Annotated in this window: 17 protein-coding genes; 11 read left to right on the top strand and 6 right to left on the bottom strand. The window is 57.0% G+C overall.

Annotation, left to right across the window (positions count from 1 at the left end; translation table 11 throughout):
* Positions 1-7 precede the first annotated feature (7 nt).
* Complete coding sequence (rdgB, locus tag ABD890_RS15075) at positions 8-625, top strand: RdgB/HAM1 family non-canonical purine NTP pyrophosphatase (RefSeq protein ID WP_345091186.1); 618 nt, start codon at positions 8-10, stop codon at positions 623-625.
* Here rdgB and ABD890_RS15070 read toward each other — a convergent pair.
* From ABD890_RS15070 to ABD890_RS15060, 3 genes are read right to left on the bottom strand one after another with little or no spacing between them, the layout of a single operon-like run.
* Entirely contained in the window at positions 622-1,302 is a 681-nt protein-coding gene (locus ABD890_RS15070; protein WP_345091183.1) for a hypothetical protein, read from the bottom strand. The genes rdgB and ABD890_RS15070 overlap by 4 nt on opposite strands.
* A 7-nt stretch (positions 1,303-1,309) precedes the next feature.
* Complete coding sequence (locus tag ABD890_RS15065; protein ID WP_345091180.1) at positions 1,310-2,038, bottom strand: hypothetical protein; 729 nt, start codon at positions 2,036-2,038, stop codon at positions 1,310-1,312.
* 18 nt (positions 2,039-2,056) lie between these two features.
* Positions 2,057-2,806: a phage holin family protein gene (locus tag ABD890_RS15060; protein WP_345091177.1), complete on the bottom strand. Its 750-nt coding sequence runs from the start codon at positions 2,804-2,806 to the stop codon at positions 2,057-2,059.
* A 223-nt stretch (positions 2,807-3,029) separates the two neighbouring features.
* On the opposite strand from ABD890_RS15060, the gene ABD890_RS15055 reads away from it, so the two are divergent.
* From ABD890_RS15055 to ABD890_RS15025, 7 genes are all read left to right on the top strand, one after another.
* Positions 3,030-4,202, top strand: coding sequence for a glycosyltransferase family 4 protein (locus ABD890_RS15055; protein WP_345091174.1), 1,173 nt, complete (start codon positions 3,030-3,032; stop codon positions 4,200-4,202).
* Between the two features lie 128 nt (positions 4,203-4,330).
* The gene (locus ABD890_RS15050) at positions 4,331-5,635 is read left to right on the top strand and encodes a Glu/Leu/Phe/Val family dehydrogenase (RefSeq protein ID WP_345091171.1); all 1,305 of its coding nucleotides are present in this window, start codon (positions 4,331-4,333) and stop codon (positions 5,633-5,635) included.
* Between the two features lie 102 nt (positions 5,636-5,737).
* Positions 5,738-7,510, top strand: a complete 1,773-nt coding sequence (locus tag ABD890_RS15045; protein WP_345091168.1) for a DUF885 domain-containing protein — start codon at positions 5,738-5,740, stop codon at positions 7,508-7,510.
* A gap of 90 nt (positions 7,511-7,600) precedes the next feature.
* The gene (locus ABD890_RS15040) at positions 7,601-8,422 is read left to right on the top strand and encodes a DUF1295 domain-containing protein (protein WP_345091165.1); all 822 of its coding nucleotides are present in this window, start codon (positions 7,601-7,603) and stop codon (positions 8,420-8,422) included.
* Positions 8,423-8,432: 10 nt separating this feature from the next.
* Positions 8,433-9,773, top strand: coding sequence for an NAD(P)/FAD-dependent oxidoreductase (locus ABD890_RS15035; RefSeq protein ID WP_345091162.1), 1,341 nt, complete (start codon positions 8,433-8,435; stop codon positions 9,771-9,773).
* Positions 9,695-10,486: a DUF1365 domain-containing protein gene (locus tag ABD890_RS15030; RefSeq protein ID WP_345091159.1), complete on the top strand. Its 792-nt coding sequence runs from the start codon at positions 9,695-9,697 to the stop codon at positions 10,484-10,486. The genes ABD890_RS15035 and ABD890_RS15030 overlap by 79 nt, the downstream gene beginning before the upstream one ends.
* Positions 10,487-10,527: 41 nt before the next feature.
* Complete coding sequence (locus ABD890_RS15025) at positions 10,528-11,778, top strand: class I SAM-dependent methyltransferase (RefSeq protein ID WP_345091156.1); 1,251 nt, start codon at positions 10,528-10,530, stop codon at positions 11,776-11,778.
* Positions 11,779-11,790: 12 nt separating this feature from the next.
* On the opposite strand, the gene ABD890_RS15020 is transcribed toward ABD890_RS15025, so the two are convergent.
* Together ABD890_RS15020 and ABD890_RS15015 are read right to left on the bottom strand one after the other, a co-directional pair.
* Entirely contained in the window at positions 11,791-13,326 is a 1,536-nt protein-coding gene (locus tag ABD890_RS15020) for a lipopolysaccharide biosynthesis protein (protein ID WP_345091153.1), read from the bottom strand.
* 33 nt (positions 13,327-13,359) lie between these two features.
* Positions 13,360-14,199: a glycosyltransferase family 2 protein gene (locus ABD890_RS15015; protein WP_345091151.1), complete on the bottom strand. Its 840-nt coding sequence runs from the start codon at positions 14,197-14,199 to the stop codon at positions 13,360-13,362.
* A gap of 124 nt (positions 14,200-14,323) precedes the next feature.
* On the opposite strand from ABD890_RS15015, the gene ABD890_RS15010 reads away from it, so the two are divergent.
* Both ABD890_RS15010 and folK read left to right on the top strand, forming a co-directional pair.
* Entirely contained in the window at positions 14,324-15,139 is an 816-nt protein-coding gene (locus ABD890_RS15010; protein WP_345091148.1) for a carbon-nitrogen hydrolase family protein, read from the top strand.
* Between the two features lie 668 nt (positions 15,140-15,807).
* Positions 15,808-16,770 carry a 2-amino-4-hydroxy-6-hydroxymethyldihydropteridine diphosphokinase gene (gene folK / locus ABD890_RS15005; RefSeq protein WP_345091144.1) on the top strand — a complete coding sequence of 321 codons (963 nt, stop codon included), beginning with the start codon at positions 15,808-15,810 and terminating at the stop codon, positions 16,768-16,770.
* Between the two features lie 12 nt (positions 16,771-16,782).
* Here the strand turns inward: folK and ABD890_RS15000 are convergent, their stop codons facing one another.
* Complete coding sequence (locus tag ABD890_RS15000; protein WP_345091141.1) at positions 16,783-16,995, bottom strand: putative signal transducing protein; 213 nt, start codon at positions 16,993-16,995, stop codon at positions 16,783-16,785.
* 144 nt (positions 16,996-17,139) lie between these two features.
* Here ABD890_RS15000 and ABD890_RS14995 point away from each other — a divergent pair, with 144 nt between their 5' ends.
* Positions 17,140-17,574, top strand: a complete 435-nt coding sequence (locus ABD890_RS14995; RefSeq protein WP_345091138.1) for a response regulator — start codon at positions 17,140-17,142, stop codon at positions 17,572-17,574.
* The last annotated feature ends 307 nt before the right edge of the window (positions 17,575-17,881 follow it).

Genomic DNA, 17,881 nt, shown 5'->3' with positions numbered 1-17,881 from the left:
GTGCCGCATGTCCCGTCCCTTGTCGGATTGTTCCGAGATCTTCGTCGCCACCTCGAACCCTCATAAGGTTCGCGAGTTGTCGACGCTGCTTATTCCGCTGGGTATCCCGGTTCGGTCATTGCCTGACGATGCGGATCTAACCGCGGTCGAAGAAGATGGCGAGACGCTGCAAGAGAACGCTCGGAAAAAGGCGATCGGCCATGCCACGCAGCTCGGCCAATGGGTCGTAGCGGATGACACTGGCCTGGAAGTCGACGCACTCGACGGTGCCCCAGGCGTTCGCTCGGCCCGCTATGCCGGCGACGACGCCACGATGGCAATGAACCTGGCACTGCTGATCGAACACCTGGCAGATGTTGACGAGGAAGATCGCAAGGCCCGCTTCATTTGCCACCTCTGTGTTGCTGATCCGGATGGCAACGTAGTGCTGGAATCGAGCGGCGAGTGTCGCGGGCAGATCGGCACGGCCCCCATCGGCGAATTCGGGTTCGGTTACGATGCGATGTTTCTCGTCGCAGGCCTCGACCAAACCTTGGCCCAACTCAACGACGACAAGACCGCAGCGGTCGGGCACCGCGGGCATGCGGCCCGAGCGTTGGTGGCTGCCTGGCAGCAGCATACCTAGCCCTTGGTCGACTTCAGCACGACGACCAACTCTGGGAACTCCTGGTCGAACGCCAGCTGCGTTTCCCAGGCGGTTTGATACGCCTTCGTTCGCCGTCCCAGGAAGGTTACCGCGAGCCCTAGCATCACAACGCAGGTGACAGCAATTCCGACCATCAGCGAGAACTTGGTCAGGGCCATCGTCATCGCCAGCACGCCGATCGCGAGACTGAAGACCCACGCCTTCCACATCAGCAGCAAACAGCTTCCCAAGAGACCGGCCCGACCAAGGATCGTCTTCCGCTCGAAGCCTGCCGGAATCCGAATGTGGGACGCTTGAACCACGTATTGGCCTGCGGGAATATCGAAGGCCTCGAACTCGTCGCGAAGCTCTTCCTCTTCGCTGGTTTCCATCTCAGCCGGCCCCAGATAGATCGGCGGCTCGATGCGCATGGTCCTTGGCGGCTGATCTTTGCGGGCAAACTCGGCCAGGCTTGCTGGCAGCGGTTCGTCGACGTACAGAGCAAACGCGCTGCGGCGGACATCAACAAACGAGATCACTCGTTCTTGCTGCTCTGCTTTTCCTAACGCCGTCAACGGATTGGTCTGCGGCGAGTCCTGATCTGGAATCTGGGACCACTCCGGGCATACCAAGGCGATGTCGTCGCACCACAAAACACGCTGATTGAAAAATCGCATATCCCTGCTAACCGCGACGTCCTGTCAATTGAAGCAAAGCCTGCATGATATAGCGGCGGCGTTCTTCCGAAAGCATGCCACCAAACTTGATATCCCCTTCGGATCGCATCAGCCGTATATGGGTCGTTGCTCCACCTTTGCGTGTGAACGATTGCGTCTCGTCGATGTTCTGCACGTCGGACCAACGGAATCGGCGGGTGCGTCCCAGTGGCCAGATTCCTTGAAAGACAATCCCTCCGTCGCGATCCATTTCGTCCGCTCGCACGACGACCTGGCCGAAGAGACTCATCAATGCCATCCACCCCATAACCAACGTTCCCAACAGGAACGGAATGCCAAAGAGTGACAAGAACGGATTGAACTCGCCTTCGACGATCTGAGAGCCATAGATCCCGCCGAGCGAGAAGCCAGACCAGACGCACATGAACGGAATCAGGAACAATGCCATCCAGTTCCGAGTGGTCGCCGCGATGCGCCACCCCATGCCGCTGTTATCGTAGGCGACCCCACGTGGGGGCATGTTGATGTCGAAGGGGAAGTTCGACACCGCGGTCGTGGAATACCCGGTCTCGGACTGCCAACCATTGCCGATCGGGGCAGCCGGCGTTTTCGTCACGCCCAACAAGTTCGAGATCGAAAACGCCTCGTTGCAGTCGTGGCAGATCACAATGTCTTTTTCGACATTCATCTGCCGGGCAGGGAGGTAGATCTCGCAATTAGGACATCTCAGCTTCATGCATGGTGTTCCTGGTGGCTAACCGACGGGCATTGCCAATTGTTCGGACTCGGGTTCTTCCAGCGAGGCAGGGGACTGCGACGAAAGCACGACGACGTATTCTGGGAAGGTCTCGGTGAATTCGTCGATCGCCACGATCGCTTCCCGGCACGATTCCGACCGGGCCAGCAAGACCGCGGCTACAAAGGTTAACGCAACAGCCCCCACCGAAACTAGCCAGACATACCAGACCAGGAAAAAGAAGGCGAACAGTACACCCACCGCCCCAAAAACAGCCGCTTTGCTGAGCAGTTGTTGCCAGTGCAGAATCCGATACCGGCTGGTCCCCATCCGTTGCATGAGCCATTGCCGGCTGAAAGCCGCTGGAATGTCGGTCCGATAGACCGCCCCCTGATAGGTTCCCTCGGGCAGATCGATCGTGTTACACATGCCCGGGAACTCTTGGATCATCCCGTCATCTTCCTGGTACATGTACTCGAGCCCGCCGAAATAGGTCGTGCCTTGGACCCGGACGTCAGGGTAGACCTCCTCATCGACCATGAACTTGCGGAGCTCGCCCGGTGGGTCTTCATCTAGAAAGACGGTCACCGCATATTGGCCATCGCCATCACAATAAAACCAGATGACCCGGCCTTCCTCGCGCATGGTGTCGACGAAGGAAATCGGATCGTTGCGGAGCATGGTGTCTGCTTCTTCCGGGAGATTCTCAGGCCAGAACATCACCATGTTCGCGCCGTCGGTTCCGCCATTGCCAGAATACTGCGTCATCGGGTGCTATCGCTGCTATCAATCCAGGGAGGTAAGCCAATGGGGATACTTTACCACAACTGCGAAAGCTAGGGCGACGATCCCTTGCCGTTGGGGGATCTTGAAATAATCCAGGCGGGTTCGTATTGCCTTGGTATGAGAATTTAGTTAATTACGCCCTTCGAACTGTTTCCGTGCTGGCAGATCGACTTGTCGAAATCCCCATGAAACCCTGCAGCCCCCCATGAAAATCGTCCAACTCATCTCCGGATTCGGCGTCAACGGAGCCATTATCCAGTGCTTGAGACTGACCGAAGCCCTCGCGCGCCGCGGTCATGACGTCACTTTGATTGGTCGGGAAGGCTCGTGGATTCAAGAGCAAGTCGAAGGGACCAACATCAAGTTTGTCGATTCCGCACTTCGCCGCTGGCCGCTGAAGCAGGTCAAGCATATGGCCCGCTGGATCGAAGACGAAAACGTCGACATCGTTCACACGCACAATACCAGTGGCCAACTCTTTGGCATCATGCTGAAGATGTTCACCCGCGTCCCCGTCGTCGCTACTGCCCATCACACCAAAGTCCACGCCTATTGGGCGATGAAAGACTTTGTGATCGCCAACTCGGATCATACCCGTAGTGTCGAAGTCAACTGGAACCGCGTTCGCCAACAGAATGTCGAGACCGTTCGGGCCCTGATCGATCATGCCCCGATCCCTCGCAACGCCGACGAACTCCGCCAGGCCTGGCGAGAAGAACATGGCTTCCGCGAAGAAGACAAAGTGGTTGGCATCGTCGGTGACGTGTGTCCTCGCAAAAATCACCTGCTGCTGCTCAAAGCGTTGCCAGCGATCTTGCGGCAAGTTCCCAACGCGAAGATCGCTGTGATCGGCAATCGCTGCCCGATTTACATCAAGCGGGTTCGTTCCCAGGTTATTCGGATGGGCGTTCGCGATGCGTTTCGCTTCATCAATTTCCAGAACGACATTCCCAACGTGATGCGGGCCATCGATCTTCTGGTCGCTTGCCCCACCCAGGAAGCCTTCGGTCTGACACCTCCCGAAGCGATGGCTGCCTGCAAGCCCGTGGTCGCCACGCGAGTTGGCGGTCTGATCGAAAGTGTCGCCGATGGCGAGACCGGTTACCTGGTCCCCAGCCAGGACGCTGCTGCCTTGGGCGAGGCGATCGTCAAGATTCTGGGCGATGACCAATTGGCCCAGCAGATGGGCCAGGCCGGACGTGCCCGTTTCCTCGATATGTTCGACAACCACCGCAACGTGGTCCGACACGAAGAGATCTATGCCGACGTGGCCCGTCGCGTCCTCCGCCGCGAGGTCGCCTGGCCTAGCGTTCCGCTGGAACCTCGGCCTGCATCGATTCCAACGGTCGGTCTGCCTCCGATGGTCTATCATCGGTAGAACCGGACCTATTTTCCTTGCTTCCCCTATTCTCGAGGGGAAGAATACAAGCGTGAGTACCACTCGCGGCATTCTCCCCATCTGCCGCTGAGACACCTCTCTCCCATCGCGCCGTGAGGAACCCCACCATGAACGCCTCCACGAGTCCCGACCTTTTTGAAGGAGCGATCGCCCGGCTAGACAAGGCATTCCAGTTTGCCGAGATCGATGCCGAAGCGCTCGAACGCCTGAAGCACCCCAAGCAAATTCTGCAAGTCTCGATCCCGCTTCGTATGGATGACGGATCGCTGCGAGTCTTCAGCGGTTATCGCGTGCGGCACGACGACACACGCGGGCCCACCAAAGGTGGTCTGCGATACTCACCGAGTGTCGACATCGCGGAAGTGAAAGCGCTGGCGTTCTGGATGACCTTCAAATGCGCCGTGATGAACATTCCTTACGGCGGCGCGAAAGGTGGCATCTGCGTGAACGCGAAGGAGCTTTCGCGAATGGAGCTCGAGCGGCTCTCGCGCGGGTTCATCGAACAAATCGCCGACTTCATCGGCCCCGACACCGACATCCCAGCCCCTGACATGTATACCAATGCCATGATCATGGGGTGGATGATGGACGAGTATTCAAAGATCCATCGTCGCCGCACCCCTGGCGTGATCACCGGCAAACCGATCCCATTGGGCGGCAGCCAGGGACGTGATGATGCCACTGGACGCGGAGCTTACTACTGCATTCAAGAGCTCGCCAAGAAGCGGGACTGGATTCCGAAGCAAACTCGGGTCGCCGTCCAGGGCTTCGGCAACGCCGGGCAAAGCATCGCGCGACTTCTGCATGCCGATGGATACCAGGTGGTCGCCGTCAGTGATTCGCGCGGTGGGATCTATAAGCCAGGCGGATTCGATATCCCCAGCTTGATTCAAATCAAAAACGAGTCGCGGCGGCTTCAAGCGGTTTACTGCACCGGCTCGGTTTGCGAAGCAATTGAAGCGAAGACCATCACCAACGAGCAGCTTCTGGAACTTGACGTCGACCTGCTGATACCAGCGGCGCTGGAAAATGTGATCACGGCCGAGAACGCCCAGCGGATCACGGCCCCGGTGATCGTGGAAGTGGCCAACGGTCCAACCACCGGCGAGGCCGACGAGATTCTCAATGAAAATGAGAAACTGGTGATCCCCGATATCCTTGCCAACGCAGGGGGCGTGACCGTCAGCTACTTCGAGTGGGTCCAGAACCAGCAAGGGTTTTATTGGAGCCTCGAAGAAGTGCAGCAGCGGCTCCACGCGATGATGCGACAAGAGTTCAATCACATCTACGACTGGATGGTCGAAAAGAAGATCGACATGCGGACAGCCGCGTATGCAGTGGCCCTGTCTAGAATCGGCGAAGCGATCGAATCGCTGGGGACTGTCCAGTATTTTTCAGACAACGATTCGTGATTTTGTACATTTTCACTGGTTGGCGACTGCCCAACCGTCGTTCAGAATGGACCTTGCCCCTGGTCTGCCTTACTCGCGTTTGGTTCCACGCAAGGAATTCCCATGTCGTCGCTTCGCCTGTTGGCTCTTTCTTTGGCCGCCTTGAGCGTGTTCGCTCCGGCGGTTGCTTCCGCGGAAGATAACTCCGCCTCCACACAACTCCACGCCTTGTTCGACGAAGACTGGGAGTGGCAGCTCGATAATCATCCCACCATGGGGACATGGCTGGGGGATCCTCGCGGCAACGATCGCTGGACCGATCTTTCGCGAGAAGCGATCGATAAGCGGAAACAGCACCCGCACGAAATGCTGGAGAAGCTGCAAAAGATCGACGCCAGCCAACTGACTGGAGAGGACCTGCTTTCGTACGAACTGTTCGAGTACGACCTGCGTCGCTCGATCGATGGCGAAAAGTACCCGAGCGAACTCCTGGCGGTCGATCAGCTCGACGGCCCTCAATTCACGATGGCACAAACGGCGACGAACATGCCGTTCAAGACTGTCAAAGATTACGAGAACTATCTTTCGCGATTGAACAAGTATCCGAACTTCCTCCAGCAGAACGTTGACCTGTTGAAGGAAGGGCTGGAAAAACGCTGGGTGCAGCCGCCCGGTCCGCTGGGCAGTATCCCTCGCCAGATCAGTGGTCAGGTCCTGGCCGACGCCACCGACAGCCCGCTGTTCGATCCCTTCGAAGACTTCCCGGACTCGATCTCGGCCGACGACCAGGCTCGCCTGAAGAAGGCAGGGAAAGAAGCGATCGCCAACCAGGTCTTCCCCGCGCTATTGAAGTTCAAGGCATTCCTGGAAGACGAATACCTTCCGAACGCCGCCGAGATCATCGGTGCTTCGGCGCTTCCCAATGGCAAGCAGTACTATGCCTTCCGCTGCCGTAGCTCGACGACGACCGATCTGAGTCCAGAAGAGATTCATGAAATCGGCATGAGTGAAGTCAAACGAATCCGCGGCGAGATGGAGAAGGTCATTCGTGAGTCTGGCTTCGAAGGAGACTTCGACGACTTCATCAAGTTCCTGAAGACCGATCCGCAGTTCTATTACACCGACCCCAACGACCTGCTGATTGGCTACCGCGACATCGCCAAGCGAGTCGATGCCGAGCTGCCCAAGCTGTTCGTCGAACTGCCTCGGCTTCCTTACGGCGTGAAGGCCTTCCCGGACTACGAAGCACCAAACCAGACTTCGGCACGCTACTACCCTGGTGCTCCGGAAGCGGCCCGAGCCGGTTTCTTCATGGCGAACACCTACGCCTTGGACAGCCGTCCGAAGTACGAAATGGAAGCGTTGACGCTGCACGAAGCGGTTCCAGGTCACCACCTGCAGATCGCTCGTGCCCAGGAACTGACCGACCTGCCCAACTTCCGACGTCATGGGCACTTCACCGCGTATGTTGAAGGCTGGGCGTTGTACGCCGAGTCGCTGGGGGAAGAGATGGGCTTCTATCAGACCCCTTACGACAAGTTCGGCCAGCTCACCTTCGAGATGTGGCGAGCTTGCCGCCTGGTGGTCGATACCGGCATCCACAACATGGGTTGGAGCCGAGCCCAGGCCATCAAGTTCTTTAAAGAAAACAGCGGCAAGAGCGACCTGGAAGTTGCTGTCGAAATCGATCGCTATATCGTCTGGCCAGGCCAGGCCCTGGGCTACAAGATTGGCGAGCTGAAAATCAAGCAACTGCGAGCCAAGGCCGAGACTGAACTGGGCGAAGATTTCGATCTTCGCGAGTTCCATAACGTGGTTCTCGATAGCGGTGCACTCCCGCTCCCGATTCTGGAACGGCAGGTCGATCGCTGGATTGCCGAAAAGAAAGCGGGCTAAAAACTTCCGTTACGCCCGTTAATCGCATCCAAAAGCTGCGGTTTGCGTTATCAGGCCTTTTTTTCCTGGTACGCGACCGCGGCTTTTTTTATGGACTTCAGCACCTTACTTCTGACCAACGCCGGCATCGTGCTGGGCTGCATGGTGCTGCTATGGCTGCTGAGTCTGGCCCTGAAGGATGCCAGTATCGTCGACATCTTTTGGGGTTTTGGCTTCGTGGTAATTGCCTGGAGCTCCATCCTGAATGCAGCAGCCCCGAGCCTTCTGGCGTGGATCCTGGTGGGGATGGTCACTTTGTGGGGCTGCCGCCTGGCTGGCTATCTGGCTTGGCGGAACATCGGCAAGGGAGAAGATTCCCGTTACCGCGAGATGCGGGAGAAGCCAGGTCGGAACTTCGCTCTCTTCAGTCTGGTGGTCGTTTACGGCCTCCAGGGGACGATTATGTGGATCGTTTCTTTACCGCTGCAAATCATGCCCACGCTGGAAGGTTCGTTCACGGCCCTCTCGGTGCTGGGCATCGCATTGTGGATGATCGGTCTCGCCTTCGAGTCGATCGGCGACTGGCAACTGTCCCGCTTCAAGAGCGATCCATCGAACCAAGGTAAGGTGCTTGATCAGGGTTTGTGGCGTTACACACGGCATCCCAATTACTTCGGAGACTGCGTGCTTTGGTGGGGCTATTACCTCCTGGTGGTCTCGGTCGATGCATCGGCATGGTGGACGGCGATCGGTCCGGCGCTGATGACCTTCTGCCTGCTGTGGTTCTCTGGCGTCGCCCACCTCGAGAAACGCATTCCGAATCGTCGCCCTGAGTACGCCGATTACATTCGCCGTACGAGTGCCTTCTTCCCTTGGCCACCGGAATCGAAGTCGTCATCGACGGCGGTTCATAATCATTTCCCAACTCTCTAGGAGCCCGTCGATGCGTCGTCAGCGAATTGCTGTGGTTGGTGGTGGCATCAGCGGAAACCTGGTCGCAAGACTTTTGCACGCCGACCACGAAGTCACCTTGTTCGAGGCGGCCGACTACCCAGGCGGGCACAGCAACACCGTCACGTGCGAATTGGATGGCAAGCCTTACGACGTCGACACCGGCTTCATGGTGTTCAATGATCGCACCTACCCGAACTTCTGCCGCATGCTCGACATGCTGGGAGTCGAGTCGCAGAAGAGCGACATGAGCTTCAGTGTTCGTTGCGAGCAAAGCGGTCTTGAATATCAAGGGAGCAGCTTGCGGGGACTCTTCCCCAGTTGGCGAAACCTCACTTCCCTTCGTTACTGGACCATGCTGCGGGACATTCTGCGATTCAATCAGCATGGGACGAAGGCAGTCGAAGAGAACGCCATCCGGCCGAATGAAACGGTCGGGCAATTCCTCGACCGCTGCCAGGTCGGCACGATGTTTCGCGAGAAGTATCTGGTCCCGATGGCAGCCGCCATCTGGTCGTCCGATCCCGAACAAATCCTCGACTTCCCCGCCGAATTTTTCCTCGGCTTTTGTGACAATCACGGCCTGATGGCCATTCGCAATCGTCCCCAGTGGCGAACGATCGTGGGAGGATCGAAGCAATATGTGCAGAAGCTAATCGCGCCGCTGGCCGATCGGGTTCGTTTGCGTTCGCCGGTCGAATCGATCCGCCGCAGCGACGATCAGGTGATCATCACGACATCTCACGACGTCACCGAGACCTTCGATCAGGTCATCCTGGCGACGCATGCCGATCAATCGCTACGAATGCTCGACGAGCCGACCGAGGCCGAGCGCGAGCTTCTGTCGCACTTCCCTTACCAACCCAACGAAGCCATTCTGCACACCGACACCAGCTTGCTGCCGACGCATCTGCACGCTTGGGCAAGCTGGAATTACTTCCTGCCGGCCAATCATCAGACGACCGCCAGCGTGACGTACGACCTATCGCGTTTGCAGAACGTCGATTCTCCGCGGCCGATCCTGCTCAGTTTGAACATTACCGATCGGATTGATCCGTCGAAGATCTTGAAGACGCTCAAGTACGATCATCCAGCCTATAACCGTCATTCCTTTGCGGCGCAGCAGCGTTTGCCTGAGATTCAAGGGAAGCGGAACACGTACTTCTGTGGTGCCTGGTGTGGGTATGGCTTCCACGAAGATGGCGTGAAGAGTGCTTTGGCGGTCGCCGCCTATTTTGGAAAGAACCTCGACGCATGCGAAGCTGCCTCTACGAAGGACTTGTCACACACTCGCGACACACGCCGGTCCCTCATCACTTCCGGTATCGGATAACGATGGCCTGTTTCGATCTGGCCGAACTCGATCAGATCGTCGGTCCGAACCGACTGCTGAGTGACCATCGCTGGGCCGGGGTTTCGTTTCCACGTGATGTGCATCTCCGACATCTTTCCGGAAGCCTGGATGCTCGTGTGCGGCAGTTTGTCGAGCAGCAATCGGGTAAGCGGCCCGAGGGGTCCATTCGTTTGGTCACGCAGCTTCGGCACTTCGGCTATTACTTCAGCCCGCTGAACTTGTTTCTGATCGAAGGCAAAACACCCACCGCGGCACCTTCGCAGATCATCGCCGAAGTGAACAACATCCCGTGGGGCGAGCAGCACGCCTATCTCCTCGAGCCGAGCTGGAACGATGAAAAAAAGGCGTGGACCTGCGAGCATCCCAAGCAGATGCATGTCTCCCCCTTCATGCCGATGGATCAGCGGTATCGCTGGACGTTTCGCTCATTCGGCGAGCGTCTTTCGGTGGGGCTCGAGAACATCGACGCCGGACGCCCCATCTTTGGGGCTGGGATGGATTTAGAAAAAAAGCTGTTAGCACCCAGGGGTACTCGACGGTTCCTACCTAGTGTGCCGGCTATGAGCCTGAAGGTCGTCGCGGCAATCTACTTGGAAGCCTGGAAACTTTGGTGGAAACGATGTCCCATCTATCCTCACCCGCGAAAACAATCCGGCAGCGAAATGGCTGCCCCGGCGACCAAACCGCTGTAGGTGAAATTGCACTTCAAGCATCGGTTCGGCCTGCCAGCGGCATGAAAGCCAAGGTAGCGGCAGGGCTTCATTGTTGGGTTTCGCGGCAGTGCCGCCGACTGCTTCACCAGGCTCTCTCACGAATTGATGCCGGGCACGTCCTGATCGTCGACCCGCTGGGGCAGCATCAATTCGGGCCGAGCAGCGATGTCGAGCTACGTGCGGTCGTGCGGATCGATGACCTGCGTGTCTATCGCCGCATGATTTTCGGGGGCACGCTCGCCGCTGCGGAAGCTTACCTGAACGGAAAGTGGGTTTGCAGTGACCTGACCGCACTGCTGCGAATCATGGCTCGCAATCTGGAATCACTTAAAGGAATCGAGAAACGAACATCGTTCTGGCTCGGTCCGTGGCGGAAGCTTCAGCAGTGGCAGACTCGTAACTCAAAGTCTGGCAGCCGCAAAAACATCGCGGCCCATTACGACTTGAGCAACGAGTTTTTCGGTCTGATGCTGGACGAGTCGATGATGTACTCTTCGGCTATTTACCGCAACGAGCAGACGCCGTTGGCGGAGGCATCCCTTGCGAAGCTTGATCGCATTTGCCGGAAACTTGATATCAAACCAGGGAGTCACGTCCTGGAGATTGGCACGGGCTGGGGAGGTTTCGCGGAGTTCGCCGCGAAGCATTATGGCTGTCACGTGACGACGACCACCATTTCGGAGCAGCAACACGAGTTCGCTCGCAAGCGATTTAAAGCCGCTGGTCTCGACGACCAGATCACGCTGCTCAAGTCGGACTATCGTGATCTTACTGGGCAGTTCGATCATGTCGTCAGCATCGAGATGATCGAAGCGGTCGGGCGAGATTATCTCGACACTTACTTCCAGAAATGTGCCTCGCTGCTGAAGCCTGAGGGGACGATGGCTCTACAAGTGATCACGATTCCGGACGAACGTGTCGAAAGTTACTCGCGCGGTGTCGACTTCATCCAGAAGTACATCTTCCCTGGCGGTTTCTTGCCGTCTTACCACTTGCTGTCCCGATCGATCGCGAACAAGTCGGATCTGCGAATTTTGCATACCGAAGACTTCGGTCCTCACTATGCTCGCACGCTGGCCGATTGGCGAATGAACTTCTTCGAGAACATGCCCCGCATTCGCAAGCTTGGCATGGACGACTACTTCCTGCGGATGTGGGAATACTATCTTGCCTACTGCGAAGCAGGATTTCATGAACGTCAGATCGGCGTCAGCCAGATGGTGTTGGCTCGACCGAAGTTTCGAGGCGATTCGATCCTGGGCAGCTTCTAGAAACGCCGACGCTCAATCAATGACGGTGTGGATGTCTTCGTCCGCGCTCAATCCACGCAGTTGCCGCCACAGCCAGGTAATCTCGCTTCGCGCGAACAGCATGTAAGCGACCACGCCCACCACGACCTGTTTGACCAGGACCACGGCCTGAGGCACAAAGCTTTCGGCATAGCCTACGAGCGACACCACCAGCCCCATCAGCAACGAGGCACCAATCGCGGGCACAAGCTTCCAGAAGATCGCCCTGGCGTCGATCCCGGCAAAGTGGAAGCAGAAGTAGAGATACGGACCGCACATCAAGATCGTCGCCAATGACATCGCCAAGGCGAGTTCAAGCGTCACAGCGTATGGATCGGAACCGATGGTTGCCAGAGCGAACCAGCAAGCAGCCCCCAACGAAATCAGCGTTCCGAAAGCACCGACGGCAAGCATATCGGCCCGTCCAGCGGCGCTCATTAAACTGCCAGAGATGTTGATCCACGCTTGCGCCAGAATCATCAGACCCATCACCGCCAGCAGCTCGCCAGACTCGATCCACTCGTCACCACCGAGCACCGGCATCAATCGCTCGCCCACCAGAAACATACCGATTGAACATGGTGCGAGCATGATGCCCACCATGCGATAGAAGTTGCCGGTCAAACGCGTGAAGACTTCTCTATTGCCACGCGCGTGCGAAAGCGCAGGCAACATGGCCGCAGTGACCGGCGACGTCAACAAATAGACCGGGCGAATCATCTGGTTGTAGGCCTGGGTATAGTACCCGATCCATTCGTGACCGACGTTGGTGCCACCCATCAACACGCCCAGCAAGATCTTGTCGAGATTCTGACCGACCGCGAAGAACAAACCGCTGAGGGTATAGAACCCGCTGAACTGCAGCAGATTGCGAACTTCCGAGAAGTGAGCCCGTCGACCGGGTCGCCAAGGCTCGATCGCCCAGAAGCCGATGTTCAGAACGATCAACTCGGCGTACTGCTGAATCACCAACGCCCACACGCCATAGTCGAACCACGCGGCGACAATCCCGAGGCCACCACTAACCACCAGCGAAAGCAGGCGCACGATGGTCAGCCGACCGAATCGCAGTTTTTTTTCGGCAAGTGATTTGTGCTGCGAGTACGAGTTGTAGAGCAGGGCGGTGCCCGACAAGGCGATGCCCACCGGCAACAGCCGTTCGGCATGAAACCAATAGGAAAGCAGCGGACTGAGCCCAGCCAACACAACGACGAGGATCACACCGGTGATGACCTGGTACCAGAACAACGTCGACGACTGCTCGTCGGTAAGATTCCGTTTTTGAACAGTCGCGATGTCCATGCCTAGTGATCCGAACGAACGGACCAGCAGCAAGATCGGCATGAACATCCCCAGCAGGCCGAACTCGACCGGATCGACCAGACGATACATCTCGGCCAGTACAATTAGCGAGATCACCTGTCCGGCGATCTGACCAATCATCGTCAGTCGCGTCGCACGCTGCGTCTTCTTGAAGAGATTGGGATCGACGGGAGACGAACCAATCTCCGAAGACGGGGCATCATTCATGGGGCGGGGAAGGGGAGTGGGAGGGGAGAGCTGTTAGTAACGAATCGCACACCACAATGCCCGGATCCCATCCTTCCAGCCGATCTTCTTACCTTCCTCGAACGTGCGAGGAAAGTAACGGATCGGTACTTCGCGGATTCGCAGGCCCTTGCGACGAGCCAGCTTGGCAGTGATTTCCGGTTCAACACCAAATCGCTTTTCGCGAAGGGTGGGGGCAATTTCCTGGATGACTTCGCGGCGGAACACCTTGTAGCAGGTTTCCATGTCGGTCAGCAACAGATTTGTGAACAAGTTCGACCACATGGTCACCAACTTGTTGGCCATGTAATGTCGGACACGCGGCACGTTGCGATGCCCGGTGATGAAGCGACTGCCATAAACGGCGTCGACCCCTTCGCAGATAATCGGCTGCAACAACGCACGATAATCTTTTGGTGTGTATTCCAGATCGGCATCCTGGATGATCACGGCATCGCCGGTCGCTTCTTTGAAGCCGGTTGCCAAGGCGGCACCCTTGCCCTGGTTCTTCTCGTGCAGAATGATCTTCAAATCGGACTGACCACGGAGCGATTCCAGCAGGTCGCGTGTTCCATCGGTGCTTCCATCGTCGACCAGGATGATTTCACACTTGAAACCGCACTGCCGAACTGCTGCAATGACTTGTTGCAGTGAGTTCACTTCGTTGAAGATGGGAATCACCACCGACAGTACGAAGTCGAGCGGGATCTCGTAGATCGCCAGCCGGTAACATGCGGCTTCCCCCAGCAACTGCTGCAACAACTCAACGCGACGCGAATCGTCCAAAGAGGTCTCCAGTAAGGCCTGCTGTACGTGCGACAACTCGAACTGCTCGTTATCGGAATGGATGCTCATTTGGTGTTCGGGTAATTCCGAGAAGATGGTTGCACGAACCCGCTGATGGCCACAGCGACCGCCCAAGTCCGCCTTCAAGTATAGTGCACTGGCCGAAGAAAACGAAACCTAGGAGATGTTCTTCATGATCCCCCCTTTCGTCGCAGCTGCGATTCAGATGTCTTCGGGCGCGGAAAAATCGGCCAATCTGGAACAAGCGGAATCATTGATCGCCGAAGCGGCCCAACAGGGAGCCAAACTGGTCGTCTTGCCCGAGCTTTTCCCCTTCCTGGGAAAGGTCACCGAACTGCGAAAAAACGCGGAAACCATGGACGGTGGGACATTGGAACGGATGCGGCAGCTGGCAATCAAGCATCAATTGGTGCTGTGTGCCGGAAGTATCGCGATCGAGGCCAGCAACGATCCCAATAAGGTGGTAAATCGAAGCCTCGTCTTTGGTCCTCATGGGCAAACTTTATCCACGTACGACAAGATCCATTGCTTCGATATCCGCCTGCCCGATGTCACGGTGATGGAGTCAGAGCATGTTCGTGCCGGATCGCAGCTTTCGGTATCCGCGACACCGCTGGGGCACGTCGGCCAGGCGATCTGCTATGACCTGCGGTTCCCCGAAGTGTTTCGACACCTGACAGAAGACGGGATGCAGATCTGTGTTCTACCAGCGGCATTCACGGACAAGACGGGCCAGGCTCACTGGGAAGTCCTTGCGCGAGCCCGTGCCATCGAAAACCAGATCTATGTAATCGCCGCAAATCAATGCGGGCTGTATGCCGACTCGATCCAGTGCTACGGAAACTCGATGATCATCGATCCATGGGGCGAAGTCCTGGCACGCGGATCGTCGCGCGAACCAGGGATCATTTTAGCCGAGATTGATCTCGCTAAGCTACGTAGGATTCGCTCCGAGCTGCCCGCCTTGACCCATCGTCGCCTTGCGTAGAACCGCTTGACGTTCGAACGATTTGCGGTGTGCCCCGGAAGACTCTTCAATGAGTATCGCCGCGATATCTCACGACTTACACGCAACTTCTTCACAAGTTCTTACATACCATTTATCGACGCGCGTTACCGACGAGGATCGAAAAAGTTTTTTCCTCGGTGGTTTTCGAGTAGGAACCGCAATGTCGAAAAAAGATTCCCATGGTTGCTTGACAACTCGTGCTCGCTTCGCAAAATTAGTCCCTATGTTGATTGGAACCAAGGGACGCTAATCGCGTCTTGATCACCTCTCCTCCTCGCCAAAACTCGTGTCATTTGTTGCAATTTGGTCGTTCTGACCAACCGGTTCCTGGCTAGAAAAACAGACTTCCCTACGGAAGGTCTGCGCGCCGGGAAAGCAGCAACGACGAAGGTGCTGGCCAGCGAGAAGATCTCGTCGGAGAGAGGTCACGATATGTGCGAGAGCATTGCTTTCCGGCAAACGGATTTGCCACGTAAAGGTTGGCAAACTCTCCCACTAAAAACTTGAAGGGCGACGACCGACTGGAGCGACCGCGACAGACCTTCGGGCCTGTTTTATGGATATCCCTTCTTGCTTTTTAGTGTGACACATCATCGGAAAGTGGTTCTGATTTCTCTCGCTCCCCCGTTCATTAAAGCAGAGCCGACGTGCCCACGATCCTGATTGCCTTGGGCGCGAACCTTGGGGATCGCGGCGAAACGCTGCACGAGGCGATTGACGAGTTGGCAGCTGATCCAGCTTTTACCTTGTTGCAACGCAGCGAACTGCTGGTAACCAAACCGGTGGGCGGCCCCTCTGGCCAGCCTGACTTCTTGAATGCCGCCGCCAAGCTGGCGACCGAGCTGTCACCCGATCAAGTCCATCAGAAGCTGATCGATATCGAACAACAGCATGGCCGCGTGCGGAAGCAACGCTGGGGTGCCCGCAAGCTCGATCTCGACTTGCTCCTCTACGACGATCAGGTCATCGCGACGCCCAGCCTGACGGTGCCTCATCCTCGGATGAGCTTTCGCAAGTTCGTGATGCAGCCTTCCGCGGAAGTCGCTGCCGAGATGATCCACCCAACACTCCACACATCGATCGGCGAGCTTTGGCAGCAACTACAGAACGCGCCGCCGCTCGTCGAGATTGCTTCGCTGCCTGGTCCCGTTTTGCACGTTTTGTGCGAACGCGTCGCGGCGGAGCTTGGCGAGGACGTCGTTTCGCACCCTAACGATCTGTGGGCGAACCTAAAAGAAGGAACGCCGCTCGAAGGAATACTTCCATCGGTCGTCGATCGCGGATCGGATCTGAGGAACTTACCCCCAGGCCATGCCGTTCGAATTGTCCCCTGGTGGCAGGCAACCTCCGAGGTCATCGCCCCCGACCTGGTTTACCCCTCGGAAGAGACCACTGGCCCGCGACTGGTGATATTCTGGAAACGTCCTGATAGCACCTTCTCAGAGATCGAAGGGAGTTGGTGGAACAATCTGCAGCGAGAGCGGCTGCAGGATCGCCTCGCCCAGAAAGTCGATGATAAGGTGCGAGGCCCAAGACTCTGGCTCGATGGCAACGACATCGATTCGGCCGTGACCGAAGTTGCCGCTGCCATTCAAGCCATTCTCGATTGACGATCGAGACGTTTATCTCTCGTGATGCTTGCCCAGGAAGGCGGCGGCATCTTCTTTTCGGTCGCTGGGCACCAGAATCCGGATCGCCAGTACGCCGGTCAGACCACCCTGATGGTCGTTATCAAGTGCGCAAGGAATACCTTCTTCTTCCAGGGCACTCTTAATAATGGTGGCTTCTTCGTGACTCTGGCACGTACGCACGGCCACAAAATCGATGTTATCCATAAGACTGGTACTCCATAATTTTGGGGGACGCCGAAGCTTCACGGACTCCCGCATCAAGCTAATCCGGCATCGGAATTGTAACCTACGCTTGCCAAGAATAGCTTTCCGTTACGTCCATTCTCTGTGCATTTAGGATTTCTCACCATGATGAGCCGCTCGCTGAAGACAGTCATTCTCGACGACGACCCCGGCATCGTGCGCTTGGTGAAGACGATCCTGCGTGGAGCATTCAGCAACGAACTCGACCTGCACGACTTTACCGACGTGCACGAAGCGAAGCGATGGATCTCGTCCAACTGCTGCGACCTGCTGATCAGCGATATCGAAATGCCAGATATCAACGGAATGGACATGTTGTTGTTCGCCAAGCACCGGAATGCCTGGACCCAGGTCGTCTTTTTGACTGGCCATTCCAACTGGATCCACGTCACCGAAGCGATCGAAAATGGTGCTTCCGACTTCCTGCTGAAGCCCATCAAGCGGGAAGAACTGTGCAATATTGTCCAGCAACATATCGACCGCGCCGCACGCTGGCAGTCGGCTTTGTTCCCACGCCAGGCCTCGCAGGCAGGCACCTAATCGGGGTTGAACTCCTGATAACCTGAGCGACCGCTACGACTCGAACCGCAGCCGGGGATTTTTCCTGCTTGCGCTGAGACATTTGGCTGCGCGGACCTTTGGGGTGAGGTAATCTTTCGCGGCGAAATCTGGATTGGACTTCGCCTCGCGTCCATCGCAAGCCACGGAGGCTCGCATGGCAACTCCCCACTCTCAACACTGCAGGAAGCGAATCTCGTGGTCCGCTGGAAGCCGACAATTGCGACTCTGTGCGCGCTGATTGCGATGCTCCAAATCGCCTCCGGCTGTGCATGGTGTAAACGAGGGC

Origin of the sequence: Bremerella cremea, assembly GCF_039541315.1 — a bacterium.
Lineage (GTDB): Bacteria > Planctomycetota > Planctomycetia > Pirellulales > Pirellulaceae > Bremerella > Bremerella cremea.
This window is presented reverse-complemented; position numbering and strand designations above follow the sequence as displayed.

Bases quoted from the DNA above. Each gene is read 5' to 3' on its own strand.
- ABD890_RS15025 (WP_345091156.1), top strand. From the start codon at position 10,528: ATGAAAGCCAAGGTAGCGGCAGGGCTTCATTGTTGGGTTTCGCGGCAG.
- ABD890_RS15020 (WP_345091153.1), bottom strand. From the start codon at position 13,326: ATGAATGATGCCCCGTCTTCGGAGATTGGTTCGTCTCCCGTCGATCCC.
- ABD890_RS15035 (WP_345091162.1), top strand. From the start codon at position 8,433: ATGCGTCGTCAGCGAATTGCTGTGGTTGGTGGTGGCATCAGCGGAAAC.
- ABD890_RS15010 (WP_345091148.1), top strand. From the start codon at position 14,324: ATGATCCCCCCTTTCGTCGCAGCTGCGATTCAGATGTCTTCGGGCGCG.
- ABD890_RS15040 (WP_345091165.1), top strand. From the start codon at position 7,601: ATGGACTTCAGCACCTTACTTCTGACCAACGCCGGCATCGTGCTGGGC.
- ABD890_RS15065 (WP_345091180.1), bottom strand. From the start codon at position 2,038: ATGAAGCTGAGATGTCCTAATTGCGAGATCTACCTCCCTGCCCGGCAG.
- ABD890_RS15015 (WP_345091151.1), bottom strand. From the start codon at position 14,199: ATGAGCATCCATTCCGATAACGAGCAGTTCGAGTTGTCGCACGTACAG.
- ABD890_RS15070 (WP_345091183.1), bottom strand. From the start codon at position 1,302: ATGCGATTTTTCAATCAGCGTGTTTTGTGGTGCGACGACATCGCCTTG.
- ABD890_RS14995 (WP_345091138.1), top strand. From the start codon at position 17,140: ATGATGAGCCGCTCGCTGAAGACAGTCATTCTCGACGACGACCCCGGC.
- ABD890_RS15050 (WP_345091171.1), top strand. From the start codon at position 4,331: ATGAACGCCTCCACGAGTCCCGACCTTTTTGAAGGAGCGATCGCCCGG.
- ABD890_RS15045 (WP_345091168.1), top strand. From the start codon at position 5,738: ATGTCGTCGCTTCGCCTGTTGGCTCTTTCTTTGGCCGCCTTGAGCGTG.
- ABD890_RS15030 (WP_345091159.1), top strand. From the start codon at position 9,695: ATGCGAAGCTGCCTCTACGAAGGACTTGTCACACACTCGCGACACACG.
- ABD890_RS15055 (WP_345091174.1), top strand. From the start codon at position 3,030: ATGAAAATCGTCCAACTCATCTCCGGATTCGGCGTCAACGGAGCCATT.
- rdgB (WP_345091186.1), top strand. From the start codon at position 8: ATGTCCCGTCCCTTGTCGGATTGTTCCGAGATCTTCGTCGCCACCTCG.
- ABD890_RS15000 (WP_345091141.1), bottom strand. From the start codon at position 16,995: ATGGATAACATCGATTTTGTGGCCGTGCGTACGTGCCAGAGTCACGAA.
- ABD890_RS15060 (WP_345091177.1), bottom strand. From the start codon at position 2,806: ATGACGCAGTATTCTGGCAATGGCGGAACCGACGGCGCGAACATGGTG.